The sequence below is a fragment of the Polaromonas sp. P1_F9 genome, from assembly GCF_056405615.1.
This window is the reverse complement of sequence record NZ_JBFUBT010000010.1, coordinates 71,665-89,316: the sequence shown is the minus strand read 5'-3', so window position 1 is coordinate 89,316 and position 17,652 is coordinate 71,665. Positions and strand designations below refer to the sequence as shown.

Annotated in this window: 14 protein-coding genes; 3 read left to right on the top strand and 11 right to left on the bottom strand. The window is 61.2% G+C overall.

Annotation, left to right across the window (positions count from 1 at the left end; all coding sequences use genetic code 11):
• Both AC1DYR_RS21630 and AC1DYR_RS21625 read right to left on the bottom strand, forming a co-directional pair.
• Positions 1-3,483, bottom strand: a 3,483-nt coding sequence (locus tag AC1DYR_RS21630; protein ID WP_477706893.1) for a beta strand repeat-containing protein, incomplete at its 3' end; no start/stop codon positions are given.
• A 304-nt stretch (positions 3,484-3,787) separates the two neighbouring features.
• On the bottom strand, positions 3,788-4,702 hold the full coding sequence (locus AC1DYR_RS21625; RefSeq protein WP_477706892.1) for an SDR family oxidoreductase: 915 nt from the start codon (positions 4,700-4,702) through the stop codon (positions 3,788-3,790).
• 404 nt (positions 4,703-5,106) lie between these two features.
• On the opposite strand from AC1DYR_RS21625, the gene AC1DYR_RS21620 reads away from it, so the two are divergent.
• Positions 5,107-6,159, top strand: coding sequence for a CDP-6-deoxy-delta-3,4-glucoseen reductase (locus AC1DYR_RS21620; protein ID WP_477706891.1), 1,053 nt, complete (start codon positions 5,107-5,109; stop codon positions 6,157-6,159).
• A gap of 103 nt (positions 6,160-6,262) precedes the next feature.
• Here AC1DYR_RS21620 and AC1DYR_RS21615 read toward each other — a convergent pair whose 3' ends face one another.
• Positions 6,263-6,625 carry a hypothetical protein gene (locus tag AC1DYR_RS21615; protein ID WP_477706890.1) on the bottom strand — a complete coding sequence of 121 codons (363 nt, stop codon included), beginning with the start codon at positions 6,623-6,625 and terminating at the stop codon, positions 6,263-6,265.
• A gap of 236 nt (positions 6,626-6,861) precedes the next feature.
• Here AC1DYR_RS21615 and AC1DYR_RS21610 point away from each other — a divergent pair, with 236 nt between their 5' ends.
• The gene (locus AC1DYR_RS21610; RefSeq protein WP_477706895.1) at positions 6,862-7,791 is read left to right on the top strand and encodes a Bug family tripartite tricarboxylate transporter substrate binding protein; all 930 of its coding nucleotides are present in this window, start codon (positions 6,862-6,864) and stop codon (positions 7,789-7,791) included.
• Between the two features lie 336 nt (positions 7,792-8,127).
• Here the strand turns inward: AC1DYR_RS21610 and AC1DYR_RS21605 are convergent, their stop codons facing one another.
• The 6 genes from AC1DYR_RS21605 to AC1DYR_RS21580 form a co-directional block, all read right to left on the bottom strand.
• Positions 8,128-8,517, bottom strand: a complete 390-nt coding sequence (locus AC1DYR_RS21605) for a DUF2845 domain-containing protein (protein WP_477706889.1) — start codon at positions 8,515-8,517, stop codon at positions 8,128-8,130.
• A gap of 162 nt (positions 8,518-8,679) precedes the next feature.
• Positions 8,680-9,396 (bottom strand): ABC transporter ATP-binding protein, encoded by a 717-nt coding sequence (locus tag AC1DYR_RS21600; protein ID WP_457279484.1) that lies wholly within the window; start codon positions 9,394-9,396, stop codon positions 8,680-8,682.
• Between the two features lie 14 nt (positions 9,397-9,410).
• On the bottom strand, positions 9,411-10,178 hold the full coding sequence (locus AC1DYR_RS21595; protein WP_477706888.1) for an ABC transporter ATP-binding protein: 768 nt from the start codon (positions 10,176-10,178) through the stop codon (positions 9,411-9,413).
• 11 nt (positions 10,179-10,189) lie between these two features.
• A complete protein-coding gene (locus tag AC1DYR_RS21590) occupies positions 10,190-11,308 on the bottom strand; it encodes an ABC transporter permease subunit (protein ID WP_477647332.1) in 1,119 nt (372 codons plus the stop codon).
• 34 nt (positions 11,309-11,342) lie between these two features.
• Positions 11,343-12,272, bottom strand: a complete 930-nt coding sequence (locus AC1DYR_RS21585; protein WP_477669667.1) for a branched-chain amino acid ABC transporter permease — start codon at positions 12,270-12,272, stop codon at positions 11,343-11,345.
• A gap of 264 nt (positions 12,273-12,536) precedes the next feature.
• On the bottom strand, positions 12,537-13,829 hold the full coding sequence (locus tag AC1DYR_RS21580) for a replication-associated recombination protein A (protein ID WP_477706887.1): 1,293 nt from the start codon (positions 13,827-13,829) through the stop codon (positions 12,537-12,539).
• 125 nt (positions 13,830-13,954) lie between these two features.
• Between AC1DYR_RS21580 and AC1DYR_RS21575 the strand changes: the two genes are divergently transcribed.
• Positions 13,955-14,527 carry a class I SAM-dependent methyltransferase gene (locus AC1DYR_RS21575; protein ID WP_477706886.1) on the top strand — a complete coding sequence of 191 codons (573 nt, stop codon included), beginning with the start codon at positions 13,955-13,957 and terminating at the stop codon, positions 14,525-14,527.
• 54 nt (positions 14,528-14,581) lie between these two features.
• Here the strand turns inward: AC1DYR_RS21575 and lolA are convergent, their stop codons facing one another.
• Together lolA and AC1DYR_RS21565 are read right to left on the bottom strand one after the other, a co-directional pair.
• Complete coding sequence (gene lolA / locus AC1DYR_RS21570) at positions 14,582-15,226, bottom strand: outer membrane lipoprotein periplasmic chaperone LolA (RefSeq protein WP_477706885.1); 645 nt, start codon at positions 15,224-15,226, stop codon at positions 14,582-14,584.
• A gap of 5 nt (positions 15,227-15,231) precedes the next feature.
• Positions 15,232-17,586, bottom strand: a complete 2,355-nt coding sequence (locus AC1DYR_RS21565; protein WP_477706884.1) for a DNA translocase FtsK — start codon at positions 17,584-17,586, stop codon at positions 15,232-15,234.
• Positions 17,587-17,652: the final 66 nt, after the last annotated feature.

The following is a 17,652-nucleotide window of genomic DNA, read 5'->3' as shown; positions in this document are numbered from 1 at the left end:
AGCCTTGCCGTTGCCCACATTCTTGTCGGCGAAGGTGCCGCTGCCACCGCCCACCGTCACCACATCGCCGCCCAGGGCCGCGACGTTTGCGGTGCCATTGAGCGTGGCGGTGGTGGTGGTGTCGTACACCTTGTTGTTCGCGCCCACGCCCGTAACCGCCAGGCTGGCCGGTGTGATGTTGGCCGTGAACCCTGTGGGTTGCACCACGGTGTAGTTGCCGGCATCGGCGCCGCCCAGTGTGTAGCCGGTCACGGTGACTACCTTGCCGTTGCCCACGTTCTTGTCGGCAAACCGGCCGATGCCCGTGCCGAGCACGTTCACGGTATCACCGGCGAAAGCTGCAACGCTGGCCGTGCCGCTGATGGTGGAGGCGTCGTTGGCGTTGTACACCTTGTCCTGGATCGTCACACCGCCAACGACAACGCTGGCCGGTGTGATGTTCGCGGTCAGGCCCGTGGGCTGCACGATGACGTAGTTGCCGGCATCGGCACCGCCCAGCGTGTAGCCGGTCACAGTCACAGCCTTGCCGTTGCCCACGTTCTTGTTGGCGAAAGCACCGCTGCCGGTGCCGGCCACGCTCACCGTGTCGCCGGCAATGGCCGTGACGCTGGCTGTGCCGTTCAAGGTGGCACCCAGGCCGGCGTCATACACCTTGTTGTCCGCGCCCACGCCCGTGACCGTCAAGCTGGCGGGATTCACTGTCAGTGTGCCATTGGCGTAGCTGATGTCGTAACCTTGCTGGTTGGAATACAGGCCGGAACCCGTCACCGTGTAGCTGCCGGCATTGACCGCACCCTGGGCGGTTCCCCCGAAACTGATGCTTCCCGACAAGCTGCCGCAAGCCGTATTGGAGCAACTGATGCCGGTTCCACCATTCCAGGACAGCTTGTCGTAGGTCTTGCTGGTACTGCCGACGGTGACCGTGGTGGCCTTCAGGAGTGCCTTGAGCAGGGGACGGCTATTTCCCTCATAAATACGCCAGACGCTGGTGAAATCCCAGTTCGGATTGACGTTGCCGTTGGCAGCCGTGGCCGAGCTGAAATTGGCCTGTTGTTGCATCTGGGCTGTGGTCATGCCCATGCCGCCGCCCGAGCTGGTGGCCCGCCCGGTTGTGACGGTGTCCCAGAAACTGTTGTTGATCGCCGTTCCCGCGTCCCACAAGCCGACCAGCCCACCCAGATTGCTGGTGCCGCTCACGGCCCCGGTCGCGTAGCTGTTGTCGACGGTGCCACCCGCATTGAACTTGTGTCCCACCAGGCCGCCGACACTGTCGGTGCCGCTCACAGTGCCGGTCGCGTAGCTGTTGCTGATCGCAGCATTGACGGCGCCATTGCTGTTCCACGACCCCACAAGCCCGCCTACCTCGCCGCTGGTGCTGGTCACGTTGCCGCTTGCGTAGCTGCCGCTGATGGCCCCACTGTTAAGCATGTCGCCGACCAATCCACCCACCTGCGAGCCCGTGGCAGTGACATTGCCGGTGGCGTAGCTGTTGGTGATGATGTCCTGGCCCCAACCGACCAGCCCACCTACGTGGGTCCCGCCGCCGCTGACCGCACTACCAGCGTGACTGTTCGTGATGGAGCCCTGGCTCAGCCCAACCAGCCCGCCGACCACGCTTGAGCTGCCCGTCACAGGCGTGTTGTCGGCATAGCTGTTGTAAATCTTGCCGCGGTTCCATCCCACCAGCGCGCCCACCCTGAATTGGCCCGAAACACTGCCGCCAACCAGGCCCAGATTGTTGATGCGGCCGAAGATGCTCACGCTGCCGAACAAGCCGATATCGGCGGTGGTGGGCCGGTTGATGGTGAGGCCACTGATGGTGTGGCCCAAACCGTCCAGGGTACCGTTGAAGTTTGTAGTGCTGTCGCCCAGCGGTTGAAATCCACTCCCGCCGTTCCATGTGCTGGTCGGCGACGCATCGATGTCCGCGCCCAGCACATAGTTCCCGTTGAGATTGCCGCTGATGCCCTGCAAATCGGTGCCGGTGGCGCTGGTTGCGGTGCCCAGGTCGGTGATCACGGTGTAGACGACGGGCGTGCCGGCGCTGCCTTGCTTGGTGCTGAAGTTGTTGCCCGCCGGCAGGTTGATCTTCGCGCCATTGTTGAAGTTGTAGGTATTGGCAGTTCCGTTGACAGACCCGTTGGCCGTTCCCTGGCCATACTCCAGCGCCAGCTTGCCCGTGCCCGAGGCGTTGAGGTTGGCATTGATGTTGATGTTGTTCTGCGCGCTGAGCGTCAGCTGGTTGACGCTCCAGCTCACCACGTTGTTGACGTTGACGTCGCCCGCCGTGCCCGTGTTCCCGCTGCTGCTCTGGATGACGACGTTGCCTGAGGCCAGGTTGGCACTCAGGGCTGCACCCGTGATGTTCCCGCCCGCAGCGGCGATGGTGAAGTCCACAGGGTCGATCAGCCAGGTGCCGCTTTGGCCCGCGGGGGCCGCCGTGGTGATCCGGGCGCCATCGGCAATGTTCACCTGCGCGCCCGAGGTTTCCACAAAGCCGCCGTTGCCGCCGTTGGGCGCCGAAGCGTCCAGCGTGCCCGCAACGTTAGTGGTACCGGCAGCCATGCCACCCAGCAGGATGATGGTGCCGCTGCGGTTTTCCACGGTGCGCGCCTGGATCACCCCGGTGTTGTTGACTGCGCTGGCCAGCAGGGAATTCTTGGCACCGGCGCTCATAAGCGCCTGCCCGCCGTCAGCCAGAATCAATCCGCCGTTTTCGGCCAGGCTGTTGAGAACGCTCTGGTCCACTTCGATTTTGAGCAGCTGGTTGCCCTGGAAGGTCAAAGTAGCCGCGCTGCCTGCCGCCAGCGCCACGCTGCCCTGCGGGGCGTTGATGGTGCCCTGGTTGCGCACGGTATTGCCGACCAGTGCAACGTAGCCGCCCGTGGCGGCATTGATGCTGCCCTGGTTCACCACACTGCCTGCGCCTGCGCCGCTGAAACTGCGCTTTCCGCTGCTCAGGTCCGCATCCTTGACATCCAGTGTCGACGCCACCAGCCCGCCCGCATTGACCTGGGCGCCGGCGCCGAACAGGATGCCGTTGGGGTTGATCAGGAAGACCTGCCCGTTGGCATTGAGCTGGCCCAGGATCTGGCTGCCGTGGGTGTCCAGGATGCGGTTGACCGCAATCGCACTGGCCGAAGGCTGCACGAAGTTCACGCTTTCCTGCGCACCTACGTTAAAGCTCTTCCAGGTCAGCGAAGCGTTCTGGCTGGATTGATTGATGGTGGTGGCGGAGCCGCTCTGCGAGATGCTGGCTGCGCCCGAAGTAACCTGGCCGTCTACCGGGCCGGCCTGCGCTGTGGCTGCTCCCAGCAGCAAAACAGCCGTTACGGGCTTGCGCAGGGTCCATCTGCCTGCGGCGCTGCCAGCCATCCGTCCCAGTGCATCAAAAAACGGCGGCGCCGCGGTGGGTGCGCGCTGGCCGATGTTTGTTACAAATTGCGCTGCCGTACGCGCATTTTTCGAACTTTTTTTGTGCATTTTTCACATCCCGCGAGTCCCCTTGCGTCAGCCGGTTGCAAGAAAGAGGCACTCGATGTGATGGTATTCACAAAGGAAACCCGGCACATCGGGTTAAAAAAAGTTCTTTTTGCAGTTAATGGAAACGTGCTCCAGGTCGACCACGTTAGTTGCAATTTGTTACCGCTTTGGTTGTAACATTCGACCGCAGTGCCGTTGCCAAAAAAAGACACCAGAGAATGAAAAAACGGGCTGCCATGGCGGCAACCCGGTCATTTCAGGCGTTCAACGGCATTTATTGCGGTGCGCCGCGCGGTCGGCGTGCTCACCGATCGCGCAGGCCAATTGCTACTGTCGGGTAGTGCAAACGAAGCCGCAGCTCTTGCTTCAGGCGGGTGTTGTCCAGCCGGCGCGACTCGCCCATGAAGCTCAGCAGCATCAGCGGCAACTCTTCCTGTGCCGTGCCCCGTGCCAGGCGCGGCGGCCGCGGCAGGCCGTAGAGGTCGGCTGCCAGGTCGAAATAGTCGCCCATCTTCAGCTGCGTGTCGTCACTGGCGTTGCTGGCGCGCTGGGGCTTGCCGCGCCACAGCGCCGCCAGGCAGGCACGGGCCAGGTCATCGGCGTGGATATGGTTGGTATAGACGTCGTCTTCGGTACGCAGCACGGGTGTGCCTTTGAGCAACCTGCCACGCGGCGTGCCGCCTTCGCGGTCAGGCGCATAGATGCCCGGGATGCGCAGCAGGTGCACACGGGTGCCAGTGGCCCGGCCAAAAAGCCGCAGATGCGCCTCGGCATGCACACGCCGCTGGGCACGCGGTGTGTGGGGGCTCAATGGCCGCGTTTCGCGCACCCATTCGCCGCCGCAGTCGCCATACACCCCGCTGGTGGAGCCGTACACCAGCGATTGCGGCAGGCTGCGCAGGCGCAGGGCGCGCAGCAGCGCCAGCGTCCGTGGGTCGGTATGCCAGTCGGGTTGGTCGCCGGGCGGCGGCGCCAGGTGCACCACCCGCGTCGCCAACCCGGCCAGGCGCCGCAGCGAGGCAGCATTGTCCAGGTTGCCCTGCAGCGGCGTGATGCGCTGCGCGCGCAAGGCCGGCGAGCGTTCCGGCGACGAGGTCAGCGCCATCAGGCGGACATTGCGCGGCAGCAGGCGGGCCACGCGTTGGCCGACATCGCCGCAACCGACGATCAAAACCCGCTCGCGGCGGAAGCGGAAAGGCAGAGCACCGAGCCTGGTCATGATCTATTTGGGGCCACGCAGGCACCTTTTCGGGATGGAATGCAAGGCGCGGTGCGCCGCCAATAGCTGGCTATTGGAAAGCAGCGCAACGCCGCAGGCCGCCCGAAAAGGCGCTTGCCCTTCGGGTTGGGGTGACGCAAACGCGGCCGCGTTTGCATCCCCATTGGGGCAGCTGCACGACGCCCAGCCGCCCGGCTGGGCGGTCGGACGATTTGGCGCCCCCAGCCCTTGCATGGGCATAAGCCCATGCAGCGGGCGCTGGGCCACCAACTCATCCCGATTGCACCCCAACGTGGCTCCAAATGGATCATGACCAGGCTCTAGGGTTCAGGTTTGAGGGCAAAATTGGGGGTTGCTGGAAAAAGCCAGCCAGGTCGAGAACAGATACCGCAAGGATAACGAATATGAGCTTTAACGTGACCGTGCAACCCAGTGGCCGGACATTCATCGCCGAGGCGGATGAACCGCTGCTGGCAGCCGCCATTCGCCAGGGCATCGGCCTGCCCTACGGCTGCAAGGATGGCGCCTGCGGCTCCTGCAAGTCCAAAAAGCTGGAGGGCACCGTCCTCCATGGCGCGCACCAGGTCAAGGCGATGTCACCCGAGGAAGAGGCGAACGGCTTCATCCTGACCTGCAGCGCCAGGGCGACGAGCGATATCGTCCTCGAATCACGTCACGTCACGGATGAAAGCGCCTTCCCGGTCAAGAAAATGCCGGTGCGCATCAACAGCCTGGCCAAAGCCTCGCACGACGTCATGGTGGTGCGCCTGCAATTGCCGGCCAGTGATGTGTTCAAGTACCACGCCGGCCAGTACGTGGAGTTTTTGCTGCGCGACGGCGACCGGCGCGCGTATTCGATGGGCAACGCGCCACACACCCAGGTCGACAACCCGGGCGTCGAGCTGCATATTCGCCACATGCCGGGTGGCAAATTCACCGAGCATGTATTCGGCCCCATGAAGGAAAAAGAAATCCTGCGCATCGAAGGCCCCTTCGGCAGCTTTTACCTGCGCGAAGACAGCGACAAGCCCATGGTGCTGCTGGCTTCCGGCACTGGCTTTGCGCCCATCAAGGCGCTGATCGAGCATCTGCAACACAAGGGCATCACGCGCCCGGCCGTGCTGTACTGGGGCGGCCGCCGTCCGGCCGATTTGTACATGGACGAATGGGTCAAGGCCCAGGCCGCGGAAATGCCGAATCTGCGCTATGTCCCGGTGATTTCCAACGCGCTGCCTGAAGACAACTGGACGGGGCGCACGGGCTTTGTCCATCAGGCCGTGCTGGAAGATTTTTCCGACCTGTCCGGCCACCAGGTATATGCCTGCGGCGCGCCCATCGTGGTGGACTCAGCCAAGGCCGCCTACACGGCTGCGGGCCTGCCGGAGGACGAGTTTTATGCCGATTCTTTTGTGACCGAAAAAGAAAAAGCGCAGGCGACCGTGCCCGCAGAGACCTGAGCAGCGCACGCACCCGACAAACAAGAAGAACAAAAGAAGAAAAAAAGCCCCGGCTGATTCCTCAGCGGGGCTTTTTTATGCGCGGATCACGCGTGACGTGAGGTCAGCCGGCCTTTGCGGGCGCGACCTGCCGATCGTGCTTCTGGCGGCGGATGGCGGCGCTGGCGCGGTTTTCTTCACGTTTGAGTTTGCGGCGTTCGGCCTGCGTGACCTTGCCGTCAGATTTGGCGGCCAACTTGTCGGATTCAATTTTTGTCTCGCGCTTGTCGAGTTTGGCTGTCTCTTTGGCGGTCAGCGCGCCAGAATTAATGCCTTGGTCGATGCGCTTTTCCTGGTTGGCCTGGCGCTGGTCGATGCGGGGAGTGGCCAGCGGGTCTTTGGGGGCAGCAGGAGCGGCGGGCGCCTGGGCAAAGGCAGCGCCGACGGCAGTCAGTGCAAGGGTGGCGGCAAGGGTGCGGATCTTCATGGGATCTCCTTGAGGTGAGGGTTGAGAAGGCATGAAGCAGGCGCCTCATGAACCTCCAACGCGGCGCGGCCCCCGAACAGCCATGTCCGGTTTGTAAAGATCCCGTAACGGCATGCATCAGGCTCTGCCCCAAGGCGTGGCTAACTTTTTGCAACAATAGGGGCATGAACATTCGACCTTCCCTCACCCAGCCTTCCCTGCTCGGCAAATGCCTGGGCGCCCTTTTCATTGCAGGCATGGCACTGTCAACCCCTCTGGCACACGCCCAGCCCAAAGTCATGCGTATCATCGTGCCGTATGCTGCCGGTGGCCCGATTGACGTGACGGCCCGCCTGATGGCCGAACGCGTCAAGGACACGCTGGGCCCTGTCATCATTGAAAACAAGCCCGGCGGCGGCGGCAACATTGGTGTCGACGCCATCGCCAAGGCGCAACCCGACGGCATGACGATCGGCATTTCCGCCGTCGCCACGCACGCCATCAACCCCTGGCTTTACAGCAGGATGCCGTACAACGCGGCGACCGACTTCGCGCCCATCACACAGCTGGTGCGCGTGCCCAACGTGCTGGTGATCAACGCCGACTCTGCGCGGCGCCTGAACATCAACACGCTGGGCGATCTGATCAGGTACGCCAAAGCCAACCCGGCCAAGCTCAATTACGCCAGCGGCGGCAACGGCAGCGCCGGGCACCTTGCCGGCGAAATGTTCAAGGCGCAGGCCGGCATCTTCGCGCTGCACATTCCCTACAACGGCGGCAACCCGGCGCAACTGGCGCTGCTGAGCGGCCAGGTGGACTACAACTTTGACAACCTGGCCACGGCATCGGCCAACATCAAGGCCGGCAAACTCAAGGCGCTTGCGGTCACCACGGCCAAGCGCAGCGCCATGCTGCCCGATGTGCCTACCGTGGCCGAAACGCTCAAGGGTTTTGAGATCGACACCTGGTGGGGACTGGTGGCGCCTGCGGGCACCCCGAAAGACGTGATCACCAAACTCAACCAGGCATTCGTCGCCGCGCTGAATTCACCCGAAGCCAAAACCCGCTTTGCCGCACTGATGGCCGAACCTGTGGGCAACACGCCCGAGCAGTTCGGCGCCTTCATGAAGAGCGAAATGGCGAAGTATGAAAAAGTGGTGAAGGCGTCAGGCGCCAAGGTGGATTGAAATAGGTCCACCCCCTTCCAGGCTCACTGCGTGTAGCCTGTTCCCCCTCAGGGGGCGGCGCCTGGGGCCGGCGAAGCCGAAAAATTGGCACACCCCTATCGGACTCACTGCGTGTAGTCCCCTTTCCCCTTGCAGGGGACGGTGCCTGCGGCCCGGCAAAGCCGGTTCCGCGGCACCCACTGGTGAATACCTCCGCCGATAGTGCCCAAAGAATTCTTAAACCCAGCATGAGCCCCGGAACCGGCTTTGCCGGGCCGTAGGGCGGGCGGCCCCCTCGGGGGGCAGGGAGCTACACGCAGTGAGCGACCGTGGGGGCTCCATCACCACCGTGGGGGTTCACCTGGTCACACGCTCCCCGTATCGAATGCTCTTCAGGGAACCACCCTCAAACAGCAGCATGGTCATGAACTGCCCGTAACCCGGGTTGTAAGTCCACTCTTCCACCTGCTGGCAGGTATTGATCGTCACGTTGGTGGTGGTGCTGGCGGTGGAACCTGCGGTATTTGGCGTCACAACGGTCGAGCTGGGCACTGTGTCAGGCGTGGCTTTGCAGAACGTGTCCTTCATGACAGGCTCGCCGCATTTTTGCAGGATCGTGCCTTTGGAATTGCCGATCTGCGCCAGGTCACCCTTGCAGCGCAGTGACTGGGCCGAAGCCCCGGTGAAAAAGGATGAGGCCAGGAAGGCGAACATCACGACAGCAGTGCGGACAAGATACTTGTTCATTTTTGGCTTCCCCAAGTTAAACAAGGATGCGCGTGGTGCGCGTCCCTTCTTAACTTTATGCGTAAATATTTGGCGCCACAAGGCATTTATGCCCTGCGCCGGCTGGTCAGATTTACGGGGTAACGTGCGTCCCGCGGCGCCTGACGGCCAGCGGACGCTCACTTATTCGCCGAGGTAAGCGGCCCTGACGCGCGGATCGTTCAGCAGCGCTTTCGCGTCACCGTTCATGGTGACGTTGCCCGACTCCATAACGTAGCCGCGGTTGGCAATGCCGAGCGCGCGGCTGGCGTTCTGCTCGACCAGCAGCACCGTCACGCCGCGGGCGGAAACGTCCTTGACCACTTCGAAGATCTTGTCGACCATGATGGGCGACAGGCCCATGGAAGGCTCGTCCAGCAGCAGCACCTTGGGCCGGCTCATCAATGCGCGGCCCATGGCCAGCATCTGCTGTTCGCCGCCCGACATGGTGCCGGCCAGTTGGTCCTTGCGTTCACGCAGACGGGGAAACAGCACGAACATCTTTTCCATGTCTTCGGCGATGCCCGCCTTGTCGCTACGGATGTAAGCGCCCATCTGCAGGTTTTCGGTGATGGTCATGCGGGTGAAGACGCCGCGGCCTTCCGGCACCATGGCCAGGCCTTCCTTCACCAGGTCCCAGGCGCCGCGGCCCTTGATGCTTTTGCCCAGGTATTCGATGTCGCCGCCCAGCATCGGCAGCGTGCCGGTGATGGCTTTCATGGTGGTGGTTTTGCCGGCGCCATTGGAGCCAATCAGGGTGACCAGTTCGCCGTCGTTGACTTCGAAGTCAACGCCCTTGACCGCCTGGATGCCGCCGTAGGCGACCTTCAGGCCGGTCACTTTAAGGAGTGTGTTTGCCATGTTCTTGCTTTCCTTCAATGACCTGTGCCCAGATAGGCGGTGATCACTTTTTCGTCTTTTTGTACGTCCGCGGGCGCGCCTTCGGCGATCTGCTTGCCGTAGTCGAGCACAGTAACCCGGTCGCACAGACCCATGACCAGCTTCACGTCGTGTTCGATCAGCAGGATGGTGCGGTTGTCTTTGCGAATCCGGTCGATCAGCTCGCGTAGCTGCACTTTTTCGGTCGCGTTCATGCCGGCTGCCGGCTCGTCCAGCGCGATCAGCTGCGGGTCGGTGGCCAGGGCCCGGGCAATTTCCAGGCGGCGCTGGTCGCCGTAGCTCAGCGTGCGGGCCTTGAAGTTGGCGTATTTGCCGATGCCCACGTAGTCAAGCAGCTCCTGCGAGCGCTTGGCAATGGCAGCTTCTTCCTGCTTGAAACCGGGGGTGCGCAGCACGGCGCCGATCAGGCCCGAGCTGGTACGGATATGACGGCCGACCATGACGTTTTCGAGGGCGGTCATGTCGGCAAACAGGCGGATGTTCTGGAAGGTGCGGGCAATGCCGGCCTTGGCCACTTCATGGACCGCCGTCGGCTTGTAGGGCTTGCCGGCGAGCTCGAAGGTGCCGCTGTCGGGCGTGTAAAGGCCCGTCAACACATTGAAGAAGGTGGTTTTACCGGCGCCGTTGGGGCCGATCAGGCCATACACCTGGCCACGCTCGATATGGATGCCGACATCGGAAAGGGCCTGCAAACCGCCGAAGCGCTTGGAGACACCCGAGACTTTAAGAATGGTTTCGCTCATGTCCATTCTCCTTAGGGGTTGATTGACTGGATAGGGTCCGGGCCGACGGGCTTGTTCAGCGACTTGCCGTGCTCGGAAGCGGGCCACAGGCCGCGCGGACGCATCAGCATGACGCTGATCATGGCCAGTGCAATCAGCAACTGGCGCAGGATGGCGGAGTCGAGCCGGCCATCGGTCATGGCCTGCAGCGGGCCGGCCACATGGCGCAGCACTTCAGGCAAAGCCGCGAGCAGCAAGGCGCCCAGGATGACACCGGGCAAATGGCCGATGCCGCCCAGTACCACCATGGCGACGATCATGACCGACTCCATCAGGCTGAAGGACTCGGGAGACACGAAACCCTGGAAGGCGGCAAACATGGAGCCTGACACACCACCGAAGGTGGCGCCCATGCCGAAGGCCAGCAGCTTCAGGTTGCGGGTGTTGATGCCCATGGCCTTGGCGGCGATTTCGTCTTCGCGGATGGCCATCCAGGCGCGGCCGATGCGGGAATTTTCCAGGCGGTGGCAAACCACCACCGAAACGATCACCAGCACCAGGAAGAGGTAGTAGTACATCGACACCGAGTTGACCTCAAAGCCGAAAAACTCATGCGGCTTGCCCAGGTCGAACCCGAAAAACTTCATCGAGTCGATCTGGTTGATACCCTTGGGTCCATTGGTCAGGTTGATGGGGCGGTCCAGGTTGTTCAGGAACACGCGGATGATTTCACCAAAGCCCAGCGTGACGATGGCGAGGTAGTCGCCGCGCAGCTTGAGGGTCGGTGCGCCCAGCACCACACCGAAAAAGCCCGCCAATGCCGCAGCCATCGGGATGATGGCCCAGATCGGCAAATGCAGCCCGTTCGGAAACTGCGCCGCAATCCAGGGGAAAGCGTCGGCCAGATGGGGCGAACCCAGCAGCGCAAAAAGGTAGGCGCCGACGGCGAAGAAGGCAACGTAGCCCAGGTCCAGCAGGCCGGCGTAGCCGACGACGATGTTCAGGCCCAGGGCCAGCAGCACATACAGCAGCGCCATGTCGACAATGCGCACCCAGGCATTGCCGCCCTGCTGCAGGATCAGGGGCAGCACGAGCAGGGCCGCCGCGACGATCAGGAAGGTAATGAGTTTTTTCGATTTGACAGAATTCATGAATGTTCTCCTTGTGTACCGGATGGACGCGGCGTCACGCCCGGTCCGCTACACGCTCACCCAGCAGGCCTGAAGGCCGCAGCGTGAGCACAAAAATCAGCACGATGAAAGCAAAGATGTCGGAGTACTGGCTGCCCAGCACGCCGCCCGTCAGCGGGCCGATGTAGCCGGCGCCGATGGACTCGATCAGGCCCAGCAAAATGCCGCCAAGCACAGCGCCGCCCAGGTTGCCGATGCCGCCGAACACAGCCGCCGTGAAGGCCTTCAGGCCGGGCAGAAAGCCCATGGTGTGCTGCACCGTGCCGTAGTTGGAGGCGTACATGACGCCGGCCAGTGCGGCGAGGATGGCGCCGATGATGAAGGTGGCCGAGATGACGGTGTCGGGGCGTACGCCCATAAGCGCCGCAACACGGGGGTTTTCAGCGGTGGCACGCATGGCGCGGCCCAGCTTGGTGTAATGCACCAGCCACATGAGTACGGAAAGGGAGACAACGGTTGCACCCAGGATGAACAGCTGGGTCACAGTGATGACGGCACCGCCGACCTGGAAGGGCTCGGAAGGCAACAGCGTGGGATAGGGTTTGTAGTTGGGCTTCCAGATGATCATGGCCAGTGTCTGCAGCAGCAGCGACATGCCGATGGCGGTGATCAGCGGGGCCAGTTTGGGCGAGTTTCGCAGGGGCCGGTAGGCGATTTTCTCAATCGCGAAATTGAGGGCGCCGCACACGACAAAGGCGATCAGCAGCGAAATCAGCAAAATAATCCAGCCCGGCGTGCCCGGCATGGAATCCTGCATCAGACCGATGATGGTCCAGCTGGTCAAAGCCCCCACCATCAGTACTTCGCCGTGTGCGAAGTTGATCAGGTTAATGATGCCGTACACCATGGTGTAGCCCAGGGCGATCAAGGCATACATGCTGCCCAGCACCAGACCATTGATGATCTGCTGTAGCAAAACTTCCATAACTCACTCTCCCGTCCAATTGATGAAATTGCGAACTCCGCCTGGCGGCCACCACCCACCGGGATCGCCGGTGACTGGCTTGAGTTAACAAAAAGCCCGCCTATCAAAGCCGGATGGCTGGTGAAGTTGGCGAGCTAATCCGCAAATTGTAGCCAAGCGTCTCTAGCGAGAATCGAGCCAGCGGTGCGGTTTTCGCGGGGTTTACCCTTGAGGAAGGGTATTTTCGGCGCTGGATCAGCCTTTATCAGCGGCTTTTGTTTTTTATCAGTTTTTCTTATTGTTCTTAATTTTCAACTCATTTAACTTATCCGCTATGCGTATCTCCAGTCCTCTGTTGACGGGACGGTAGAAGCCTGGAGGCGGCATGCCTTCCGGAAAATAATTCTCACCCGCGGCAAAGCCGTCTTCCTCGTCGTGGGCGTAACGGTAGTTTTTGCCGTAATCCAGCTGTTTCATGAGCTTTGTTGGTGCATTGCGCAAATGCAGGGGCACCGGGCGGGTGCCGTCCTTGGCGATAAAGGCCTTGGCCTCGTTGAAGGCCTTGTAGACGGCATTGGACTTGGGCGCGACTGCCAGATAGATGACGCACTGGGCCAGCGCCAGTTCGCCCTCGGGGGAGCCAAGGCGTTCATAAACTTCTGCGGCGTCCAGCGCCATGCGCAAGGCACGCGGGTCGGCCAGCCCGATGTCTTCGCTGGCCATGCGGACCAGCCGGCGCGCCATGTAGCGCGGCTCGGCGCCGCCGTCGAGCATGCGCATGAACCAGTAGAGCGCGGCGTCGGGGTCGGAGCCGCGCACCGACTTGTGCAGGGCTGAAATGGTGTCGTAGAACTGTTCGCCACCCTTGTCGTAACGGCGCAGACGTTCGCCCAGTACTTTGAGCAGCCAGGCATCGGTAACGCCGGCCACCTTTTCGGCTTTGGCTGCCACGCTGAGGGATTCGAGCGTGTTAAGCAGTCGGCGAGCATCGCCATCGGCATAGGCCACGAGCCGGTCAACGGCCTCGCTTGCTATGGTTTCGATAGCTGGCAGCGCACGCTCTGCAAGCACCTTGGCCACTATTTGTTTGAGATCCGCTTCACCCAGCGGCTGCAATACGTACACCACCGCGCGCGAGAGCAAGGCCGAATTCACCTCGAATGACGGATTTTCCGTGGTGGCGCCGATGAACGTAAAAAGACCGCTTTCCACATGCGGCAAAAAAGCATCCTGCTGGCTTTTGTTGAAGCGATGCACCTCATCCACAAACACGATGGTGCGCTTGCCGCCCTGCCCTTGCCAGATGGACGCCTGCTCAACCGCTTCCCGGATGTCCTTGACGCCACCCAGCACGGCGGAAATAGTGATGAAGTGGGCGTCGAAGCTGCTCGCCATGAGCCGTGCGATCGTGGTCTTGCCAACGCCGGGCGGTCCCCAGAGGATGCAGCTGTGCGGTTGTCCCGATTCGAACGCGATGCGCAGTGGCATGCCTTCACCCAGCAGGTGTTGCTGGCCGATGACCTCCCCAAGTGACTGGGGGCGCAAACGTTCTGCTAGAGGTTGATTTTTCGTTGGCATAAGGGGTATATATGCGACATATGATTTGCGCGAGAGCCTTGGTGTTTGATCAGCAACCGCCTTGAGGTCGCACCCTGATAATCGCTACTGACTCATTAATTCATCAAAACCTGCGGTAACTCTTCATGAAATTAAATCTTGGTTGCGGCCACAACAAGTTTGCCGGGTGTGTCAACGTGGACGCATTTCAGGAATGCAACCCGGATGTAGTTTTTAACGTGGAAGTGACTCCGTGGATTTGGGACGACAGTTCAGTCGATGCCGTCATCTTTAATCATTCTCTTGAACACATGGGCCAGCAATCCAGTGTTTTTCTGGGAATCATGAAAGAACTCTATCGCGTATGCAAAAACAATGCTGTCATTGAAATTAACGTACCCCATCCCAGGCACGACAATTTCATCAGCGATCCTACGCACGTGCGAATCATCACGCCCGCCCTGTTTGCACTGTTCGATAAAAAAAACAATGATGAGTGGAAATTGAAGGGCTTCCCCAACTCACCCTTTGCCCATTATCTGGGGGTGGATTTTGTGACCACTGATGTGGAAGTAGTGATCGCCGATCCTTATAGCCAGATGTTTTCGGACGGGAAGATTTCAGGCGAAGAGCTGGAAATCATGGCGCGCGAAAAAAACAATATCCTCTCGGAATACAGAATCAAACTCTCCGTGAGAAAGCCAGAAAACCAGGTTTGATCACCACCATGAATCCGGGAATTGAAACCGGCATGGAAAAACCACCGCAGGCGTTTACTGGCGAATCAGGTCCGCCCCAGCCGGCGTCTTGAACTGGAAGCTTGCAGGGCCAAGTGCAGGGTTAATCTCGAACTGACTGAAGGTCATCACGGATTTCTGGCCGAAGCTGTCAAGGATTTCCAGCATGGCGAGTTCGCTGCCCTTCCCGGTCGGCTTGAAACCGACGCTGATGCTCTGCAACTGGCCGTCTTTGGTTTTGGGTTTGGCCTGTATCCACTGCAAGCCATCTCTGTCAGGCAAGGAAGCCAGATTGAAATCGGCTTGCAGGCCCTTGAGGTCTGCAGCAGCGGCGATCACGGCGGCCGGGGTTCCGTTCAGTACCTGGGCCAGCTTGCGCGAGGTGACCTGGTTCAAGTCTGCGTCATAGAGCCACAAGGTCTGGCCGTCGGCCACGATGGTTTGCTCAAAAGGCTTTTTATAGACAAAGCGGAAACGGTTGGGCCGCGAAAACTCAAACGTACCGTTCGACGTCTTGCTGCGTGCAGCCTGGCCGTCCTTGCCGGGCGCCGTCACCACCTGGGTGAACTCGGCGCGGCCGCTGCTGACGGTCTTCACGAAAGTTTCGAGGCTTTCCAGGCCGCCAGCCCATACGGAATGTGCGCAAGCAGCTATCAAAACAGTAGCAAAATATTTCTTCATGATCGTCACTCCGCCCGTGAGGGCACCAGGATTTCGCGCTGGCCGCTGCCACTCATGGCGCTGACCAGTCCGGCTTTTTCCATGTCTTCGACCAGCCGCGCCGCGCGGTTGTAGCCGATCTTGAGATGACGCTGCACCAGCGAAATGCTGGCCTTGCGGTTTTTCAGCACGACTTCCACAGCCTGGTCGTACATCGGATCTTTTTCACCGCCGCCGTTGCCGCCACTGCTGCCATCACCCAGCAAGTCGCCGTCCTCGCCATCGACGGTACCGCCTTCCAGCACGCCGTCGATGTAATTGGGTTCGCCCTGCAGCTTGAGGTAGGCCACCACGCGGTGCACTTCGTCATCACTCACAAACGCACCATGCACCCGAATTGGAAAGCCTGTACCACTCGGCATGTAAAGCATGTCACCCATTCCCAACAATGCCTCAGCACCCATCTGGTCAAGAATGGTCCGGCTGTCGATCTTGCTGCTGACCTGGAAAGACAGGCGCGTCGGGATATTGGCCTTGATCAGGCCGGTAATCACATCCACGCTTGGCCTTTGGGTAGCCAGCACCAGGTGGATGCCGGCGGCCCGGGCTTTTTGCGCCAGGCGGGCGATCAGCTCTTCAATCTTCTTGCCGACCACCATCATCAGGTCGGCCAGTTCGTCGATCACCACCACGATGTAAGGCAGGCGCTCCAGCGGCTCGGGTTGCTCCGGCGTGAGGCTGAAGGGGTTGTAGATGAATTCGCCCTTGGCCTTGGCCTCGTCGAGTTTGGCGTTGTAGCCGGCCAGGTTGCGCACGCCCAGCTTGCTCATGAGCTTGTAGCGTTTTTCCATTTCGGCCACACACCAGTTCAGGCCGTGGGCGGCCTGGCGCATGTCGGTGACCACCGGCGCCAGCAGATGCGGAATGCCCTCATAGACGCTCATTTCGAGCATCTTGGGGTCGATCAGCAGCAGACGCACGTCGCGCGCATCGGCCTTGTAGAGCAGGCTCAGGATCATCGCATTGATGCCGACCGACTTGCCGGAGCCGGTGGTACCGGCCACCAGGCAGTGCGGCATCTTGGCAAGGTCGGCCACCACCGCAGCGCCGCTGATGTCCTTGCCCAAACCGATCGTGAGCATCGACTTGGCTTCGTTGTAGACCTGCGATCCCAGAATTTCACTGAGCTTGATGGACTGGCGCTTGGCATTGGGCAGCTCCAGCGCCATGTAGTTTTTGCCGGGAATGGTTTCGATCACGCGGATGGAAACGAGGCTCAGGGCGCGGGCCAGGTCTTTGGCCAGGTTAACGACTTGCGAACCCTTCACGCCCGTGGCGGGTTCGATCTCATAACGGGTGATGACGGGGCCTGGCGCGGCGGCCACGACACGCACCTCGACGCCGAAATCTTTCAGCTTTTTCTCGATCAGGCGCGAGGTCATTTCCAGCGTCTCAGGGGCCACGGTCTCCTGGCGGGTCAACGCACCATCGAGCAGATCAACCTGCGGCAGCTTGGAATCGGGCATTTCACTGAAGAGCGGTTTTTGCCGTTCTTTTGCCACGCGCTCGCTTTTGGGAATGTCCACGAGCACGGGCTCGATCAGGACCGGAACCGGGTGGTGCTCTTCAATCTCGATGCGCTCGTCGATCAAAGTCTCCTCACGCTCACGCGCGGCCAGTTTGCCGAAGGCGAGGTCTTCGGCGATTTCGCGCTTTTCGCGCCGGGAATCAATCAGATTGTCAATCCACGCGCCGACACGCAGGGCCACATGCGCCCAGGAAAAGCCGAACACGGCGGACACGGCAATCACGCCGAGCGCAATGAAAACCAGGCCTGAACCAGCAAAGCCCAGCCATTTCTCGCCCTGCATTCCAGCCAGGTAACCCAGCACGCCGCCAGCGTGGCCGGGCAACCTGAATTCAAAACGATACAGCCGGGACCATTCCAGCGCCGCGCTGGCCAGCAAAAGCAGGAGCAGGCTCAGCCAGAACCGGATCCGACCGGCGGAGTGGGATGAATCGGCAGCAAGGGGTTCGCCGCGAAGCCAGCGCGCCAGTGAAGACAGCCAGACCTGTGCGCCTGCCGCCAATGCCCACCAGACGGAAAAGCCCAACAGGAAATAGCTCGCATCTGCCAGCCATGCGCCCACGCGCCCCCCCCAATTGCGGGCCACCGCTTGGGCGCCGCCCAGGACGTCCGAGGTACCGGATGTTGACCAGGCTGCATCTTGCGGTGAATAGCTGAGCAGTGCCGCGAGCCAGAAAATCAGGCCGAGCAGACCCAGAATCAGGCTGACTTCATGGGCAAAGCGTTTGATACCGCTGGGCGCGCCCGCGGCTGGGGAATTTCTGGAGTTCAGGGTATCGAGTGAGTAAGTCATGGCCCGGCTAGTACTGCAAGCCGGAAATAGCGAGACACAATGAAAAGGATGGATTCGTGCTCAGGG